Raw genomic sequence first — 14,685 nt, forward strand, 5'->3', positions numbered from 1 at the left:
AAACTATAAAGATATTAATTTTACTGACTTCGAAATTAGGGAGGCTGCTGCAGCTCGAGCGGTGAAGGCGGAAGTATCCGAAGGGATCGGTGTTGACCCTGGCAAATGGATGTGAGCAGCTAACTGCATATTCATTTCCTGTAATAAGTCGAGCGTTTCAGACATAATATTGAACAGATTCACGCCTTCTGAACCTATCCAAATTTTTGGCGCCTGCATCCGCTGGCTAACCCCCGCTACGCTTTCCCGCAAGCCTTCAATCCGCTCCTGCATATCGCCGCCCACCGTGGCGTTGTGCTTCTGCCCCACAACCAGGTTCAGATCCCGCCCAGTTGCCTGGTGCAGATCGTCCACCGCCGCCAGGCTCGCAGAACCGCCCGACATCAGCTTGAGTGCGCCCAGCGCCTCGATCTTTTTCACACCACCCACCGTCTCAGTCGAATGGTCGTCCACCGCCCGTGTGTGACTCTGGAACTGCTCGCGGTTGTCCAGGGCTTCAACTTCGCGCTCGATCGCCTGATCCCTGATCTTGCCATCGGTCTGGCGCAGCCAATTGCCGTCGGCGTCAACACGCTGCTGGGCGGCTTCGCTGTGCTGCCACACTTGATCACCTTTCGGTACCTTCGGCATGCTCAGGCCGTGCGGCAAGATCGATTGAATGTAGGGCTTGTTCGGCAGGCCGTAGGCAAAACACACCACTACCCGCGTGCCTTCCTCCGGAAAGGCGTAAATGCCCATTTCCTCGCCACCGGTGGGCAACGGCAAAGGAACGCCAGTGAGCGGCGGCATTGTCGGATCTGGTTCGTCATCCGGGCCGAGTACGACAATGTCCACGGCGTAGCGCGGACGGAAGTCGTCGCACAGTCCGGCGTCCGCCGGTGCGTCGGCCACCGCGGTAACCCGGGCAAAGCGCGGCAGGTGATAACCACCGGTGAGTTCGGGAAATTGGCGCTCTACAGCGCGGCGGATTGCGTCTTCCATCGGATGGCCATCTGGTCATTGGCAAGCGTCACGGTGGTGACGCGTTCGCCGTTGTTGATCGTTGCACCTGGTCGCAACCCGGGAAGGGCCGCCACCATCGCGCTTTGGTTGCCTTGGTAGCCGTCGAACAGCTCCGTGGGGATTTGCAGCGGCGCCCGTGCGCCAAAAAAACCGTCAGCCCAACTGCCGGCGAACATTTCACCGTTGCCGAGTTGGTGCCAGGTGAAGTCAGGAATGCTGAATACCCGGGCGAGACTGTCCATCGCCTGGTAACCGGCGGCGAGGCTGTAGAAATACGGCGCCTTCACGCTGGCATAAGGCCGATCGGGGACACGAAAGCGCAGCCCGGTTTGTTCGCTGACCTTGGCCAACACGGCGCGCAGATCCACATGACGCAGGTTCAACGGCAACGGGTTGGCCAGCACTGCCGCCAGTTCCCGGCAGAACAGCACCTGCTCGACCGCATTGGCGGCGGTGCAGCGCTCGACGTAGCCGATGAAGTGGCGTTGCAACGTGCCTTCGTTGTAGCCGATATCCAGCGTCACCAGACCTTTCAGCGGCATAGGGGATTGAACTGTGAAGTTGGCCCGGCCGGGGCTGGTAGCGTCCAGCCGGACGTCCTCCTTGATGAGAGCGATCGGGGCGCCGTTGATGGAAAGTATCTTGTGCAGTTTCACGTCTGCTCACTCCCGCCCAGCCACTTATCCACACGTCCCAGCACCTTTTCGAAGCCGCTGAGCGCGGGGTTATCGCTGGTTCCTTCTCCATTGCCGGCACCGCCGTCACCGACCGGGCTACCCGGGGCGCCTTGAGCGTCTACCTTGTTGCCGGCGCGCCGGCCTTCGACTTTCTCCGGGTTCGATTCGCGCTCGCTCAGCGTGAACTGCACCAGCCAGGCTTTCAGAGTGTCCGCTTCCCGGGCGCTGATGCCTTCGGAAAACTCGACTTGGCGCACACCGAAGGCCTCAGCGGTGTCGTTGACGATGCGGTACAGGTGCAACTGCCCACCGCTGGCCGTCGTTTCGGCCATTCGCAAAAGATCCGTCATCTGGGTTTTATCCACAAAGGGAATCATCAACGAAACTGCCAACGTCTTGGGCTTGAAGCCTTTATGGGCCTTGTCGGTGTTGCTGGTCTGGCCGGACATGTCGCCGCTTTCGATTCGCAGGTTGGCGGTGACCTTGAGGTTCTTGCCTTGGACTTTTTGTCCGTCGAGTAGCAGCGTCATAGGCCCACCAACTCCTGTACAAAACTCAGCCCTTGCTTACTGCCTACCAACAGCAAACCCGCGCACTGAATCCATTCGTGGCCCGGTGTATCGCCGGCCAGCAGCTCGTGGCGCAGTTCGCCGGCGTTGCCCGGACCGATCAGCCGTGCGCGCATGCTGACCTCAGGGTTTCCACCAACCAGTAGGCCTTTCAAGTCAGCCAGTTTCTGGTCACGTCCTCGTTGCTGGGTCGCCTTGCGGGCCGCGAGCGCGGCCAGATCCGCCAACGGCGAGCTGTCAGCGGCGTATCCCTCCAGCACGGCCAGTTGACCGGCCATGGACTGTTTGGCGGCTTTGACCACTGTGCAACGCTCCAGCGGCAAACCTTGCCAGCGAGGCAAAGAACCGGCGCCGGGGATCTCCCACTTTTCGCTTTCCAATTTCACCAGGTGTTGTGCCCGGCGCTCAGTCCGCACCAGATCAGGAATTGGCAGAAACGCGTTGAACCTCGCCAAGCTGCTGGCCAACTGTTCCAAGCGCGTGCCAAGGAACAGGATCGAAAGTGCGTATTGCTGCCCAGTCGGGCGTCCACTGTCGCTGGCGTCTTCCAGTTTTTTTGCGAGGTGTTCAAGTGCGTTGGGAGCCGAGAGGAAGCGTTGATAGCCGGTGCCTTGGCCAACCCCGCTTTGAAACGGCGTCACGACAAGGCACGCCGGCACTTGGCCCAACTGCTCGGCCAGCGCGGCGCGTCCGGCCGCGATCGCGCTTTTGGCAGCATCACCGACCGGCCCCGGGTTGGTGTTTGCCAGGCCACTCAGGCCAGCCACGCGCTTGGCGGTGCTGGCCAATTCGCTGCCGGCCAGATCCTTGGCCGCTGACAGTCCGCCCATCCACTGCGTCGCCTGCTCTGGCCAGCGCATCGTCACCGGTGCCCAAGTCATGCCGGCGGCGTCCAAATGATGGCTTTCATTGTCTTGAGGTCTTTGTCTTTTTGAGCGTTGGCCACAGCCAGACGGAGTATCTCGGCGTGCCTCAACGCAGCCTGGCGAAAGCGCACCAGGTCAAGGCTGACTTTCTGAAGTTGGGCGATCGTGTGAGGTCGGAAGGCCAGCACCTGGTCGGCGTCATAGCAGGGGTAAACGTCATCCATGCCCAGCAGCACTTGACCGTTCAAATTCACCTGGTCATCGATCGCGCTGCTGTAGCGGTAGATCTCGCCCAAGGCGTTGGAGTTGAATCCGCCGGCGATGTAAGCCGCGCCGCCGGTGCTGATCGCTTGCAGTTTTTGATCCTGCAACGTGGTCAGCACGGCATCGATGTCGTCGATCCATTGGCCGTCTTTCCAGATTTGGTTCGGCCCGGGTTTTTTCATGGTGTAACCCGCCGGCACTGGTTCGAATCCGCCGAGGGTGCGCGGCTCGCCAGTGTCGGTGTTGAATACGACCACGCCGCCGAAGAAGTCCACCAGTTGCCATGCTGTTCCGCTCCAACACGCGGCTTTGTACTGTGGAACCACCGGTGGAGCGATTTCGACGCAGCCGCCAGGGATCAGATAAACGCCAGGCTCCAGGGGCGATTCGTCTGCCGTCACGGTGCCCACGAAAACGCCCAGGTGGTCGGTTTGATAAACGAGTTTTGCCGTCATGCTCGATCTCAATACTTGATGCAGAAAAGTAAGGCCATGTTCTTCGGCCGCGTTTCGGTTCCGCCGGCAGCAGCGACGGTCACGCCGTGGGTGTGGTTGCCCCCGCCGCCAATACCGACGTTGTGCGCATGGTTACCGGCGGCATCCATTCCGACTGTGTGCTGGTGATGTCCGGCCCAAGACGTTTCCTGTGCACCAGCGGCCTGCCTGATGGTGTTCGGCCCTCCCGCGCCTTGGCCGATACCTGGCGCACCTGGCGCACTGTGGGAGTGATTGCCCTGCGCATCAGTCCAAGCCCGGTGAGCGTGGTTACCTTGTGCATCCGTCCATGCGCTGTGGACATGGTCACCAACGGCAGCGGCAGTAGCGGTGTGCGTGTGGGACTGCATCAGCATGTCTTGAAAGGAGCCAAGCACCCGCGAAGGATCCAGGCCGCGCCCGTCGTCTTTGCCACGAAGGAACAGGCCTCGCAGATCCGGCACGCCGAAGGTCGTGGAACCATCACCCTCACCAAACACAATGCCGATGCGCGCAAACAGTGCGGCGTAGGTCGTGCGAGACACCACGGCACCGTTGCACCTGAGCCAGCCCGGTGGAGGGACGTCCATCGCAAATGGAGCGACCATTCCGGCCATTGAATCTCCGACTTGTGTTTTCAGTCTGTTCAGGGCGGCGGTGGTCGCCAGAATCTCGCTGCTGTTCGTATCCGGATCATCACTTTTGGCGTTGGGCAGGTTTTCCAGCTCGACGTCTTCTTTTGTCGTGCCACGGGCGCGCAGATTCGCGTAGTCGCCATCTCGTGCCGCGAAGTGCTGGATCAGCGGCCCGGCGATTGACTCGGGCTGACGCTCATCCCAGAAAGCCGTTGAAGAGGTGTAATGGGCAATCGGGATGCAGTAATGGCGCACGCCGGCAGCGTCGGTGTAGTCGGCCTTTTCGCCATAGACAATTTTCCACGTCGGCACTCGATCGTTTAAATGTCGCTCCAGGCAAACGTCGAGTGTGATTTTTCCAGCGGGAATTACACCGGTGAGCGGCAAGGGTTTTGCCAAAAATACGCGGATACCTTCGATGTACGCTGTGCCAGCCCCCAGTTGGAATCCGTTTCCACTCTTTCCGAATACGAGCGAGTTACCAAAAAAGCACGCGCGGCCGTAAACCTCGCGATTGCTCAGGCGCTCGCGCTCATCGATACCGGCAAGGCGCACCGTAAAGTCATGCTGCCAGGTGCTTGCATCGATCGTGATACCCGTCAGCTGCATGGCCCCGTCATAGGCCACTAGAAAGTTGCGGGTAACGTTGTTGCCGATCTGCAACGGCGGAATGTTCTTGCGTTTTTGTTGCAGCGGCACGTAGGACACGGCGAACAGCAGACCGTCCGCGTCTTCAAGACCGACCCAGTTGAAGTCCCAGTCACCGATGTCAGACCCCAACTGGGCGCTGTACACAACCTGGTTCGGATTCACGAACCCGCGATTTTCCTCGGGGATGTCGTAGACGTGGACTATCTGCGCCGCTGGCGGTTTGCCGGCGGCCCGATCCACCGGTGTTTCCGGGTTCAACTGGGGCACATTGGCAAAAATAAACCGAGTGACGATCAGGGACTTTTTCTGACTTTGTTTCAGGGCGATTTGGCCTTCACCGGCCAAGGTAATACTGGCGCTCAAGGTGCGCTCCTAGAGACTGGCAACCAGCGTTTGCTGGTCGTCGTTGAAGTCGATCAGGGCGATTTGCAGCCCCACGGGGGTGATGGTCACGAAGTCGTACCGACGGCACGTTCGGCCGTACTGCTGGATAAGGACGCGCAACAGTTCAGGATTCAGCGAAAGCTGAGCGTTGCTGAATTTCAGTAGCACCACGTCCCAATCCCGATCGGGCTGGCGCTCCTCTATCTCCACATAACCAACGCCGAGGCGTTCGAAAATGCGCTTCATGCCTGCGGTGCTGCCCGCATCCACGGAGTTGATAAAAGCGTGTTTCACCCGTAATCGGAATAACGCCTCGGGCTCGCCCTGAAATCGCGTCACGTCGCGCTGCCAAGCCCAAAGCTCAAGAATGCTCATGTGGCAGATGTCCGGATCGATCTGCGAATACGGCCAGCGCAGCCAGCCGGTGACTGTCTCCCACCAAGCCTGTGCAGCAGCGACCAGTTTTGACAGCTCGGTGCCGCCAAGCCAGAACGGCAGTTTGAGTTTGGTCATTGCAGATTCACCTTCACCGAGGACAAACGCGGGATGTTCAGACCGCTGACAACATCAACGCCGGGCATGAATCGAAGGGAGGCGATATCGGCAAACTGCTGGTGCAGTTCCTCCCCCAGTCGGCTATAGCTGAATCGCGACTGTGGGTAAGTGAGCGTCGGTTGAAAGTCGCGGGGCGTGCTTTCGCGGAACGCTGCGCGGATGAACAACTCGACCTCACTTTTCAGAGTATTGATCTGTTCAGCGCTCAGGTTGGGTTGAGGCCAGAGATTCATGGCCACAGCCACAGGCACTTCCGGCATGACCATGGCCAGCAGATCATCGCCGTGGCCGTGGTTGCCCTGATCACGGATGTGCGAGTTGATTTGTTCCAGGTAAGTGTCCGCCGGCACGCTGGCATCAAACAGCACATAGGCGTTCGCGCTGCCCGGCCCACGTGGAGCGCCGTGTTCGAAATAGACACCGTCCGGACGCACGCCAGGGAACGCGGAAATCATGGCGCGATATACCGCGTCGGTGTGCCATTGATTGACCGCCGAAAATTGGTTGCGCACGCGCAAGCGCAACTGATCGTTGGGTTCCGGATCCGCACCTGGCGACTCCAGCCACCCGTCCTTGTTCACCACCTGGACGATGCCGGGGATCGGCGCCGGCAGAATCGCGTAGTAACCCGGGGCGAGATTGAAGCCGCTACCGGCTTCGATCGCTTCCACCGGGACTTCCAGCTGGATCTGTCCCTGCATGAACGTCGCGGGCGCAGTGGTCATCAACTTGTAGACGTTGCCGTTGATCGCAGCTGACTGCACGACAATGCCTTTTTCCAGCTCCATCACACCGTCAGGCGTAGCCCGGGTGAACAGCAATCTCCCTTGGGCTTTGGTGGCTCCCTTGCGCTCGACGTTCACCGCCCAGGCGAGCGTATCCAGCCATGCGTCCACCGCAGTTTTAACAAAGAAGTTAGGCAGCACGGTCATGCAAAGGAAGTCGAGCAGCCACAGAACCGGCTTGGTCACCAGTGCGGTCATTACCCGCCAGAACGGTGAATAACTGCTGGTGTTGGCCACCTTGGCGCCCTGGGCTTCGACCTCCTTTTCCCACGCAGCCTTCAATCCCGCCTCGGTGGTCGGAATGCCCGCATCGGCGACCACCTTTTTAAAATCGACGCTCACAGACTTACCTCAATCGATCCAAATTTGATGGTTTTGGCAGTGACCATGTAGGTGCCTGGCTCCTGTTGGGTGATGCGCGCTGTTCCCGGTACCAGACGCACGTCGTCTTCTACCAGCAGCTCCAGACGCTGAATGCAGTCGCGTTGCTTCAAGCGATCACGTTCTGCCACCAGGACAACCAATAAACCGCTGTCGCGGATCATGTGCGCGATGTCCTGGGCGATGCAGGCGCGGTCATCAATGAGCAATGGCTGATGCGAGGGATCCAGGGCTAGGTCGTTGTCGACGATCAGCAGATCTACGTATTCGCTCATCCGCCCACCGCCATTGCGACCATGTTTTCCACCTCCAGCGGGTTCATTGGTTTAGCGGTGTGAATGTTTACGTTCTCCACATGCGTGCCCTTGTTCTGGCTGTTGCTGTTGTTCTGAATGCTGGTCAACAGACCACCGGGCGGCACCGCTGAAGGGCGCGCAGGCGAAAGGCTGGGGATTGCTGCGTTAATGGTCTGCTGGGCTTTCTGCGCGGCGTTGGCGGTGTCGGCGGCGTTGGTCGCAGCATCCACGCCGGGCACTTCGGGCATACCGCCGAAACGCGCCTCGATGTTCACGCCCGGTATGCTGTTCATCAGCTCGATCAGGCCGTTAATGGCCGTCTGAAAAACGCTGACGATGCTGTCCCACGCGGCCTTGACCATGCCAGACCAGCCGCCCACAGAGTTGAACCAGTCAGAAAGTTTCTGGAACTGCGCGGCGACGAACTGAAACGCGGCAGTGTTCATCAGGGCTGACGTCCATTCGTCCCAGTAATAGACCGCCGCGACGATGACGGCTACCAGGGCGAGAACGCCGACAACGATCCACACCAGCGGGTTGGCAAGCAATGCCGCGTTGACCAACCAGATGGCGCCCTGCCACAGCAGCATTGCGCCGCGAATGAGAGCCAGACCAGCGCTCAATGTGTAGATCACCGCCATGTACGCCAGAATCGCCAGCTTTTGCAGGACGAACCCGGCAACGGTGCGCAGATTCAGCAACTGGACGACTTTCCAGACCGTCACCAGGCTAAGCCACACCATCCGGGAAACTCCCACCACGACCGTTAGCAAAGACAACGCGGTCACGATGCCCATGATGGTCAGCGCGGTGATGCCGATCACGCGGGTGATGTTGGGGAAAAGCTGCGACCAGCGAACCAGTGTTTTGCCGATATCCACCATTTTGTTCATGAACGGTGTCAGCACTGGAATCAGTACCTGACCGAAGACGACGCGCATTACATCAACGAGCGAGGCCCATTGCTGCCAGGGATCAACCATCGCTCGGGCCATGTTTTCGGCATTCTCCAGCCCGCGCACTTTGCCCAACTGCTCGATGCCGCTGCGCAGCCGCTCTGAATCCTTGAATAGAGCGCCGATCACTTGCGCACCTTCACCGCCGAACGCCTCTACCAGACTGGCTGACGCCGTGGCAGTGGTGAGGTCGCCGAACTTGCCTTGGAGCTTGTCCAGGATGCTCATCATCGGCAGAAGTTTTCCCTGTTGATCGGTGAACTTCATGCCGAGCTTTTCCGACGCCGCGCCGATGTTCTCGAAAAACGCCTTGTAGCGTCCGCCGGCGTCGCCGCCTTCCATCGTGCTGCTCAATGTGCCAATCACCGCCATCTGCTCAGCCAGGTCAACGCCGGAGGTCGTCGCGATCGCGCCGGCCTCCTTGAAAGCGTCTTTCATCGCGGCGCCGCTGGTGCGGAACAGCTGCACTGCCAATGCGGTTTGCCCGCCGAGTTTCTCCACCCACGCGCCTTTTCCCATCGCATCGGCTTGGGACTTCTGCAAGTTGTAAAGCGTGCCCACGTATTCGCCCATGGTCTCGGCATCGGATTTGGTCGCCTTGGCCAGCAGGTTGCTGACGTTGGTGAACGTGGCCAGCTGGTTGCCCGCGAGCCCCTTGATCGCACCGTCGATCAGGTACGCCGAGGCCACAAAGTCCCTGGCGTTCTCGCCGTAGTTCACGGCGAACTCCAGCGACTTGGTGTTCAGCGCCGTCAACGCATCTTCGGCGACGCCCAGCGATCGGACATCGCCCAGGGCGCGATTGACCTCCAGCGCGGGTTCCATGGATTCGCGGATCCCGACCACACCGGCGGTCAGCCCGGCCAAGCCCACACCGATTGTCTTGATGTGTTGCTCGCTCTGATCGGCAAGGTCGGAAAAGGCCGCTTGCACCTGACCCAATGGCGCGGTGACCTTGTCGGTCAGGCTCAGAATGAAAGCAAGGCGGGCGCTTTGGTCTGCCAATGTCGTTACCCGTTCAGCGCAATGGCGATGCCGTTAGCCACGGCAAACTCCATGCGTCTCCAGTGTTCGTCCTCCAGCCACTTGGCCGTCCCCATCGCCTCGGGCGTGGGTTCGGCACCAGGTAGCCAGTGGTTCGTCAGGGCCACCAACTGGCCCAGGCCGTTTTCGCTTAAGCGCTCAGCGTGGCCGAGTGCTTTTTTACGAGCACCTCAACCTTCGGGCCGTACTCTTCCAGCAGCGCGCCGGCGAGCTGCATCACCATGACCGGGTTGCCCAGCAGCGGTTTCAGGACGGTTTTGTGTTCCTGCATCACAGTGGTCATCAACAGGTTGTTGCCTGGGGCGACCTTGTTGGTTTGGGTCAGCGCGTTGAAGTACTTGGTGACGTCAGCCGCAGTCAGGTTGAAAGTGAATTCCTGTTCGCCGACTTCCAGGGTGATTTCAGTGTTCTGTTGGCTCATGGGGCAGCTCTCTTTTTGAGGTTGGGTAAAGTGGTTCCCTGGTGCGCCGGCGATCGCCGGCACACATCAAGGGCGTATTGCTGAAGCCCAAGGATCATTTGCCGGCTTAAGGCAAGCTGATCCCGGAGGGTGAAATAATCCGGTCGAGCGTCTGCTGCGAGTTCGGCGCTGCCTGCAACAGCCACGCGGGCGGTGCCGGCGGTGGCGGGCACAGATCCGGAAGCGGGACAGTTGGCGCGGATCTGCAACCGTTGAGTGCCATCGCCAACATCGCCACGCAGGCGCTCGATTTCAGTACGTGCATGCGTCAATTCCGTGGTGTTTCGTTGGTCGATTGCGTCCCGTTCGGCAAGCATTTCACCGGTGATGCGGGCCGCTTCACGTAGGCCGTTTACTTCCCGTTGCGCGCTGTCGCGCTCGCGCCTGGCGTCATCGCGCTGGCCTTCGAGCGTGTCGAAGCCGATCCAAACGACCAGACACACCACGACGAGAAAGAGGCATTCGCGCAGCATCAGAGGCCGGCCGCGCAAAGCCGAGACTCGGCCAGTCGGCGGTTGTGCAAACCTTGAACGAAGCGCTTTCTGCCCGTGGTATCGGTGACAAAGGCCCAAACCGGTGTCTTGCCATCTGCTGCCCACGCCAACGCGTTGCAGCCTTCGCTGATGCGACCCGCGTTGATCAGCGCGACCGCTCGACTCGCGCAGGTGCTTGGCACGCCAAAGTTGTGGCCGTGGCTGGTCAGCGCGTCAAAGGTGTTCTGGCCCACGTTGGGATTGGTGATGCAGTCAGCAAGCTGTAGCTGGGTTTTGCGAATCACCAGTTTTTCCACCTCGGCACATCGCTCGGGCGACCAGTAATCACCGACCACTACCGGCAAATGGCTGGTGTGTCGGGTGATGCCCTTACACACGGTTGGCAAACCACGGGCGAGCGGATCCGGGTAAACGACGTTTTGGCCGTTGCCTTCCCAGGTGCCCAGGAAGATCACAAGCGGAGCGCTGGCCAACGCGATAACACCGGCCTGAATCTTGCCGCGCAAGCTCATGGAAATAGCACTCGCAGCAGTGCCGGCACGACCATTTGAAGGACAGCACCGACCAGCGTGAGAATGGTCAGCAAACGGCCTACCTTCGCGCCGATGTCGTTCACCGCGCCCGTCAGGGTCTGCTGACCGGCGTTGAGTTCCGACAGTTGCCCGGCCATGTGTTCGAATCCTTGCTCCAACCTGGTAACTCGGGTGGGGACGGTTTCGTGCCGATCTGCCAGCTCATCCAGCCGGTGTTCGAAAACGGCAAATCTCTGTTCCAGCGATCCGAGGCGTGCGGCTTCAGTCGTCATCAGCGTTTACTCTGTTCGTGGCCCGTCTGACACGGGACGCACCGCGTTTTGCCGCCCAGCGCCTGGCGCGCGGGCGGGATTTCTTTATCGCAGTCCTGGCAATGGGTCAGGCTTGGCCCGACCGGCACAGGTTTCAGCAGCTGGGCCTTGATCGCCTGGTCACGTTGGCGCTGCTCCAGTTCCTGGGCACGGTCGAACCAGTCCACCATTACCGAAGCCCCTCGATCTCGGCCGCAGCCAGGTAGGGAACGCCGTTGATGTGGATAAAGTCCGGACTGGTGACGTCGAATGGCACCTTGTGTTTGGTCTTCTCGCCACCCTTGGGGTCGATCGCCAGCAGACTGGAGATCTTCACCTTGCAGCCGAACGCCTCCACGCGCAGTTCGTCTTCACCGGCCTTGGCGAAGAACACCGCATCAAACGGTTTCAGCTCGCGATAGCTTCCCGCCGATCTCGCTGCATCGATCAGCAACTCAAAGTTGGAGCTATCCAGTTCCAGTTCACCGGCAGCGGCCACGTCGCCGTCCACGTAGCCGTCAGGCACGCCCCGGGTTTGCGCCACGGCCGAGTTGTCGGTGATGTCCAAGGTGCAGCTTTCAACGTGCAGCGCGATATCGCCCAGGCTCACGTCGAAGTTCTTGCCGCCAATTTTTGCCATGGGGCGTTACTCCGCTTTGTCAGTGGAAAGATCCAGGGCAATGTTTGCCGTGAGGTCTTTCGGGCAGTTGAGGGGTTTGAGCTTGATGTAGGCCGCGACCTTGGTTTTGCTCAACCATTCCAGTACCAGGTCGCCGTCCTTCGGCGGCTCGATGTCGCCGGGGAAGACTTCGCCGTTGAACTTGACGGACTTGGCCATGGCACGCAGCGGCGCCATTAATTGGTTGGTGTTGACGGCCATGCTGTTGGGGGTGTTGTTCAAGCGGCGATCGGCTACGCGGCGAATCAGCAACGGGCGGATCTGGCGAGCGGCCTTGTCGGTGATGCGTAGGTACTCGACGACTTGAAAGTCACTGCCGGGGGTGTCCAGCATGTTGCCGTCACCCCAATACACGCCCGGGTAATCGGGATAGGTCTGCGACACAGAAAAACGCGCTCGATCCAGCTCGCTGCGCACAGCCGAAGGCAGCGGCACTTTTTCACCATCCATTGGCACAGGACCAAGGCCCAACACTGGGCCGGTGGCTACACGCATCGGACTGTCCGCGATGCTCACGGAGGAATGCGCCAGGCGCCCGGCGAGAACGCCGAGGTCGTTGCCGTGCAGTTGCGGCACCGGCAAAACACGCGGCGCGGCTAAATCCGCCACCAGCGCCTTTTGCTCGCTCACGTACTGCGCCCAGGTCTGCTCGGCGGTGATGCCGGCAACCGATGCCATGACGAATACGCGGCGTCCGTACTTGTTGTTGAGAGCGATTGCAGCGTCGTGCATGTCCGACAGCTCGGCGGCCGTGGTGACAGGCTTGGTGATTACCGCGGCTTCCACGGAAAAACCCTGTTGCTGGGCTTTTTCCAGCGCGGTTTCCCAGTCGCCCTCGGCGCTGATCGGGGCCGCGACGCAGGCCCAGCGCTGACCACCGTTCAAGCGGGCGGCGGTGATTTGGGTTTTCAGATCGCTGGCCGGAACGCCCAGGGAGGAGTCCAAGTCGCTGTCGGTGTTCAGCGCGATGAACTGGCCGACGTTCTTGCCGGCCGGGCCGATGAAAAGAAAGTAACGCTCAATCTCAGTCACGGCACCCTGGCCCAGATTGAGATTGTCGACGGTGACTTGACCGAGTGCCATGCAGTGCCTCGTTAGCGGGGTGAAGTTAGGATTTGTTGAAAGACCTGGTTAACCAGCTCGCGGGTTTCATTACCGCTTGCCACGCCGAGGAACTGACGTTTTGGCAGGGTGATGTCCCAGCTTTGCGCGCCGGACGACTCGGTTTTTTCGTTGTTCAAAATGCGGATCAGCAGCCCCGCCTTGGCGTAATTCACATGCTGTTGAATCCACGCTACTGAAGGCCGTGTCGGCTTTTTCTTGCCCTTCTGCCGAACGCTGAATCCGAGCTTGCGCAGGCGTTTGGCTTGTTTGTCAGTGCAGGCGATGCCAGGTGGAACGCTGTTCCAGCGCTTCATCTGCGCAGCAGTACGCCGCTCGGTGGCGCCGTTGTGCTGCTGAGTGGCGACCCAACGCGTCAGCGCGTTTTTCCAGCCCAGTTCGGCTCCGTCCGCATTGACGCGGGTAACCTGCAGCAGCTTGGCCAGACCCGCTTCCATCTTCTTTTTGCCCTTGGCTGATCCCTTCCGTTCTGCGAAAGACGAGCCGTCGAGGTTCTGCTGCTCGCGCTGGCGTTTGCGGCTCATCGAGCGCACCCGCTTGGTCACGTTGTTCAGCAGACGCCGGCGCAGCACTGGCGGCAGCTCCAGTAGCGCCAGTTGGGCGTCGACGTTGAGTAAGCCCCTGACATCGAGGTCACACGGATTAGCGCTCACCTGTGGCCACCTCGCCGCGCTCGGCAACCCACAGGTCAAACGGGATGAACGCCCACAACTTGCCGAAGGCCTCAATCTCGCCGGCAGGATCCTCAGCCAAGTATTGCGGCTCTACGAATTCCAACGTGATTTCCACGTCGAACAGATCGTTATCCAGCGGCTCTACGGCGAATTCCGGTGCGGGTAATTCGTGCCGATCGCGATCGGAGTCGTGGTTTTCCAGCCAACTGCCCACCAACGCCATCAGGCGCGCCGGATGGTCGGCGAAACGCTCCAGGACAATCGCGGCGCGATAGTGCATGTCGGCAAAGTGCATGCCGTCGACGTCGGGTTTCCAGACCAGCACAAGCTTCACCTGCTCGGTAAAGCTGTCGAGCTGCTCAGGCTCGACCAGGCGCCGGTCGCGAAGGTACGCGGTTAAACCTTGCAGCTTGTTCAAAGCAGCTTCGCCGTGATGCGGCCACGGCCTTGCAGCACGCGCACGGCCGCCTGGCTGAATGCCAAGAACGTTTCCTTGAGTTCAGGTGCTTCTTTCGCGGTGTTCTCGGCGCTTTCCCGCCGGGTCACGGACGCGAATTGAGGCAGCGCGCCGGCCTTGGCGCGGCAATACACGGCGCGCTTGTACAAGCTGACCCGCAGCACACGTTCAGGCGACGACAGTTCGGCGGCTTCTACATTGGTAAAGCCGAGGATCTGCCAGCGGTTTTTGAGCTTCGCCAGGTCTGTGTTGACCTCGGCCATGGCAATACTCAGGGCGTCGACCAGCAACGTGCCCAAGAACTCCGCCGGCAGGCGGTAGCCCTTCTGGAACTCGGACACAGAGAGGTTCGGCCAAAAGCCGTCGTTCTCGATTGTCTGTTCCACAAAGGTGGTTGGGTTCCCGGAAAAGCTGCTCATTGCTGGCCACTCAAATAGG

21 protein-coding genes are annotated in these 14,685 nt (G+C 60.2%); all 21 read right to left on the reverse strand.

The window, feature by feature from the left end:
- Positions 1-3 precede the first annotated feature (3 nt).
- From EJA70_RS09655 to EJA70_RS09750, 21 genes are read right to left on the reverse strand one after another with little or no spacing between them, the layout of a single operon-like run.
- Positions 4-981: a hypothetical protein gene (locus EJA70_RS09655; RefSeq protein ID WP_158830588.1), complete on the reverse strand. Its 978-nt coding sequence runs from the start codon at positions 979-981 to the stop codon at positions 4-6.
- A complete protein-coding gene (locus EJA70_RS09660) occupies positions 954-1,658 on the reverse strand; it encodes a hypothetical protein (protein ID WP_158830589.1) in 705 nt (234 codons plus the stop codon). Before EJA70_RS09660 ends, EJA70_RS09655 begins: the two co-directional genes overlap by 28 nt.
- On the reverse strand, positions 1,655-2,209 hold the full coding sequence (locus tag EJA70_RS09665) for a DNA-binding protein (RefSeq protein WP_158830590.1): 555 nt from the start codon (positions 2,207-2,209) through the stop codon (positions 1,655-1,657). The genes EJA70_RS09660 and EJA70_RS09665 overlap by 4 nt, the downstream gene beginning before the upstream one ends.
- Positions 2,206-3,129 (reverse strand): hypothetical protein, encoded by a 924-nt coding sequence (locus tag EJA70_RS09670; RefSeq protein WP_158830591.1) that lies wholly within the window; start codon positions 3,127-3,129, stop codon positions 2,206-2,208. Before EJA70_RS09670 ends, EJA70_RS09665 begins: the two co-directional genes overlap by 4 nt.
- Positions 3,126-3,833, reverse strand: a complete 708-nt coding sequence (locus EJA70_RS09675) for a hypothetical protein (RefSeq protein ID WP_158830592.1) — start codon at positions 3,831-3,833, stop codon at positions 3,126-3,128. Before EJA70_RS09675 ends, EJA70_RS09670 begins: the two co-directional genes overlap by 4 nt.
- 8 nt (positions 3,834-3,841) lie before the next feature.
- Positions 3,842-5,500 carry a phage tail protein gene (locus EJA70_RS09680; protein WP_158830593.1) on the reverse strand — a complete coding sequence of 553 codons (1,659 nt, stop codon included), beginning with the start codon at positions 5,498-5,500 and terminating at the stop codon, positions 3,842-3,844.
- Between the two features lie 9 nt (positions 5,501-5,509).
- The gene (locus EJA70_RS09685) at positions 5,510-6,034 is read right to left on the reverse strand and encodes a phage tail protein (RefSeq protein ID WP_158830594.1); all 525 of its coding nucleotides are present in this window, start codon (positions 6,032-6,034) and stop codon (positions 5,510-5,512) included.
- The gene (locus EJA70_RS09690; RefSeq protein WP_158830595.1) at positions 6,031-7,203 is read right to left on the reverse strand and encodes a baseplate J/gp47 family protein; all 1,173 of its coding nucleotides are present in this window, start codon (positions 7,201-7,203) and stop codon (positions 6,031-6,033) included. The genes EJA70_RS09685 and EJA70_RS09690 overlap by 4 nt, the downstream gene beginning before the upstream one ends.
- Complete coding sequence (locus tag EJA70_RS09695; RefSeq protein WP_158830596.1) at positions 7,200-7,517, reverse strand: DUF2590 family protein; 318 nt, start codon at positions 7,515-7,517, stop codon at positions 7,200-7,202. The genes EJA70_RS09690 and EJA70_RS09695 overlap by 4 nt, the downstream gene beginning before the upstream one ends.
- On the reverse strand, positions 7,514-9,499 hold the full coding sequence (locus EJA70_RS09700; protein ID WP_158830597.1) for a phage tail tape measure protein: 1,986 nt from the start codon (positions 9,497-9,499) through the stop codon (positions 7,514-7,516). Before EJA70_RS09700 ends, EJA70_RS09695 begins: the two co-directional genes overlap by 4 nt.
- A gap of 5 nt (positions 9,500-9,504) precedes the next feature.
- Positions 9,505-9,645 (reverse strand): hypothetical protein, encoded by a 141-nt coding sequence (locus EJA70_RS31360; RefSeq protein ID WP_371924543.1) that lies wholly within the window; start codon positions 9,643-9,645, stop codon positions 9,505-9,507.
- Positions 9,646-9,668: 23 nt separating this feature from the next.
- Complete coding sequence (locus EJA70_RS09705; protein WP_158830598.1) at positions 9,669-9,959, reverse strand: putative phage tail assembly chaperone; 291 nt, start codon at positions 9,957-9,959, stop codon at positions 9,669-9,671.
- Complete coding sequence (locus tag EJA70_RS09710) at positions 9,956-10,471, reverse strand: lysis system i-spanin subunit Rz (RefSeq protein WP_158830599.1); 516 nt, start codon at positions 10,469-10,471, stop codon at positions 9,956-9,958. Before EJA70_RS09710 ends, EJA70_RS09705 begins: the two co-directional genes overlap by 4 nt.
- A complete protein-coding gene (locus EJA70_RS09715) occupies positions 10,471-11,004 on the reverse strand; it encodes a lysozyme (RefSeq protein ID WP_158830600.1) in 534 nt (177 codons plus the stop codon). The genes EJA70_RS09710 and EJA70_RS09715 overlap by 1 nt, the downstream gene beginning before the upstream one ends.
- Positions 11,001-11,297, reverse strand: a complete 297-nt coding sequence (locus EJA70_RS09720) for a hypothetical protein (RefSeq protein WP_158830601.1) — start codon at positions 11,295-11,297, stop codon at positions 11,001-11,003. The genes EJA70_RS09715 and EJA70_RS09720 overlap by 4 nt, the downstream gene beginning before the upstream one ends.
- Positions 11,297-11,506, reverse strand: a complete 210-nt coding sequence (locus EJA70_RS09725) for a TraR/DksA family transcriptional regulator (protein WP_158830602.1) — start codon at positions 11,504-11,506, stop codon at positions 11,297-11,299. The genes EJA70_RS09720 and EJA70_RS09725 overlap by 1 nt, the downstream gene beginning before the upstream one ends.
- On the reverse strand, positions 11,506-11,955 hold the full coding sequence (locus EJA70_RS09730; RefSeq protein WP_158830603.1) for a phage protein: 450 nt from the start codon (positions 11,953-11,955) through the stop codon (positions 11,506-11,508). The genes EJA70_RS09725 and EJA70_RS09730 overlap by 1 nt, the downstream gene beginning before the upstream one ends.
- A gap of 6 nt (positions 11,956-11,961) precedes the next feature.
- Complete coding sequence (locus EJA70_RS09735) at positions 11,962-13,077, reverse strand: DUF2586 domain-containing protein (protein ID WP_158830604.1); 1,116 nt, start codon at positions 13,075-13,077, stop codon at positions 11,962-11,964.
- An 11-nt stretch (positions 13,078-13,088) separates the two neighbouring features.
- The gene (locus tag EJA70_RS09740; protein ID WP_158830605.1) at positions 13,089-13,769 is read right to left on the reverse strand and encodes a virion morphogenesis protein; all 681 of its coding nucleotides are present in this window, start codon (positions 13,767-13,769) and stop codon (positions 13,089-13,091) included.
- Entirely contained in the window at positions 13,759-14,208 is a 450-nt protein-coding gene (locus EJA70_RS09745) for a phage tail protein (RefSeq protein ID WP_158830606.1), read from the reverse strand. Before EJA70_RS09745 ends, EJA70_RS09740 begins: the two co-directional genes overlap by 11 nt.
- Positions 14,205-14,666: a head completion/stabilization protein gene (locus EJA70_RS09750; protein WP_158830607.1), complete on the reverse strand. Its 462-nt coding sequence runs from the start codon at positions 14,664-14,666 to the stop codon at positions 14,205-14,207. Before EJA70_RS09750 ends, EJA70_RS09745 begins: the two co-directional genes overlap by 4 nt.
- Between the last annotated feature and the right edge of the window lie 19 nt (positions 14,667-14,685).

Origin of the sequence: Pseudomonas sp. PB103, assembly GCF_009764635.1 — a bacterium.
In the GTDB taxonomy this organism is placed as follows: Bacteria; Pseudomonadota; Gammaproteobacteria; order Pseudomonadales; family Pseudomonadaceae; genus Aquipseudomonas.

Bases quoted from the DNA above. Each gene is read 5' to 3' on its own strand.
- EJA70_RS09655 (WP_158830588.1), bottom strand. From the start codon at position 981: ATGGAAGACGCAATCCGCCGCGCTGTAGAGCGCCAATTTCCCGAACTC.
- EJA70_RS09665 (WP_158830590.1), bottom strand. From the start codon at position 2,209: ATGACGCTGCTACTCGACGGACAAAAAGTCCAAGGCAAGAACCTCAAG.
- EJA70_RS09670 (WP_158830591.1), bottom strand. From the start codon at position 3,129: ATGACTTGGGCACCGGTGACGATGCGCTGGCCAGAGCAGGCGACGCAG.
- EJA70_RS09675 (WP_158830592.1), bottom strand. From the start codon at position 3,833: ATGACGGCAAAACTCGTTTATCAAACCGACCACCTGGGCGTTTTCGTG.
- EJA70_RS09685 (WP_158830594.1), bottom strand. From the start codon at position 6,034: ATGACCAAACTCAAACTGCCGTTCTGGCTTGGCGGCACCGAGCTGTCA.
- EJA70_RS09695 (WP_158830596.1), bottom strand. From the start codon at position 7,517: ATGAGCGAATACGTAGATCTGCTGATCGTCGACAACGACCTAGCCCTG.
- EJA70_RS09705 (WP_158830598.1), bottom strand. From the start codon at position 9,959: ATGAGCCAACAGAACACTGAAATCACCCTGGAAGTCGGCGAACAGGAA.
- EJA70_RS09710 (WP_158830599.1), bottom strand. From the start codon at position 10,471: ATGCTGCGCGAATGCCTCTTTCTCGTCGTGGTGTGTCTGGTCGTTTGG.
- EJA70_RS09715 (WP_158830600.1), bottom strand. From the start codon at position 11,004: ATGAGCTTGCGCGGCAAGATTCAGGCCGGTGTTATCGCGTTGGCCAGC.
- EJA70_RS09720 (WP_158830601.1), bottom strand. From the start codon at position 11,297: ATGACGACTGAAGCCGCACGCCTCGGATCGCTGGAACAGAGATTTGCC.
- EJA70_RS09725 (WP_158830602.1), bottom strand. From the start codon at position 11,506: ATGGTGGACTGGTTCGACCGTGCCCAGGAACTGGAGCAGCGCCAACGT.
- EJA70_RS09730 (WP_158830603.1), bottom strand. From the start codon at position 11,955: ATGGCAAAAATTGGCGGCAAGAACTTCGACGTGAGCCTGGGCGATATC.
- EJA70_RS09735 (WP_158830604.1), bottom strand. From the start codon at position 13,077: ATGGCACTCGGTCAAGTCACCGTCGACAATCTCAATCTGGGCCAGGGT.
- EJA70_RS09750 (WP_158830607.1), bottom strand. From the start codon at position 14,666: ATGAGCAGCTTTTCCGGGAACCCAACCACCTTTGTGGAACAGACAATC.